Origin of the sequence: Liquorilactobacillus ghanensis DSM 18630 (assembly GCF_001435235.1) — a bacterium.
Taxonomy (GTDB): Bacteria; Bacillota; Bacilli; order Lactobacillales; family Lactobacillaceae; genus Liquorilactobacillus; species Liquorilactobacillus ghanensis.
Window position 1 is genome coordinate 173,726 of the sequence record NZ_AZGB01000018.1, and the last position, 1,093, is coordinate 174,818.

The window sequence follows — 1,093 nt, forward strand, 5'->3', positions numbered from 1 at the left end:
GTTACTTGGTTAAAATGATAAGTTTTCCCATTGATTTTCTGGGTACCGTAGACCATTTGACCTTGTCCATTGTAATAAACAGTTTTGTGCTGGTCCGGAATTGTCTGCATACCGGTCTTCATTGCTCCGGTTGCTTTGTCAAATAAGTACCAGTGACCGTTAATCTTTTGCTGACCATACTGCATCTGACCATTAGGACTGTAGTAGACGGTTTTGTGCTGGTCTGGAATTGCTTGTAAGCCAGTCTTCATTGCTCCGGTTGCTTTGTCAAATAAGTACCAGTGACCATTGATCTTTTGCTGTCCATACTGCATTTGACCGTTGGAATTATAGTAAACTGTCTTATGCTGATCTGGAATCGTTTGTAAGCCAGTTTGTTTAACCCCATTTTTATATAAGTACCAATGACCATTTTCGTTAACCTGACCAGTCTTAGCCTTAGGACTTGAAGTAGCATTTTTCATTGCGCCAGTTGTTTTATCAAAATTGTATACTTTACCATTAACTTTTTGCTGACCATACTGCATTTGACCATTGGGACTGTAGTAAACAGTTTTGTGCTGGTCTGGAATTGCTTGTAAGCCAGTCTTCATTGCACCGGTTGCTTTGTCAAATAAGTACCAGTGACCATTAACTTTTTGTTGACCATATTGCATTTGACCATTGGGACTGTAGTAGACTGTCTTGTGTTGGTCCGGAATTGTCTGCATACCAGTCTTCATTGCCCCGGTTGCTTTATCAAATAAGTACCAGTGACCGTTAACTTTTTGTTGGCCATATTGCATTTGACCATTGGGACTGTAGTAGACTGTCTTGTGTTGGTCCGGAATTGCTTGTAAGCCGGTCTTCATCGCCCCGGTTGCTTTGTCAAATAAGTACCAGTGACCGTTAACTTTTTGCTGGCCATATTGCATTTGACCATTGGGACTGTAGTAGACTGTCTTGTGCTGGTCTGTGATTGGCTGCATGCCAGTCTTCATCGCACCAGTTGCCTTATCAAATAAGTACCAGTGACCGTTAACTTTTTGCTGGCCATGTTGCATTTGACCATTGGGACTGTAGTAGACTGTCTTGTGTTGGTCCGGAATTGCTT

1 protein-coding gene is annotated in these 1,093 nt (G+C 41.9%); it reads right to left on the reverse strand.

Annotated elements, in window-relative coordinates; translation table 11 throughout:
* Positions 1–1,093: N-acetylmuramoyl-L-alanine amidase family protein (locus tag FC89_RS12800; RefSeq protein WP_420865003.1), on the reverse strand; the 1,093-nt coding region annotated here is incomplete at both ends.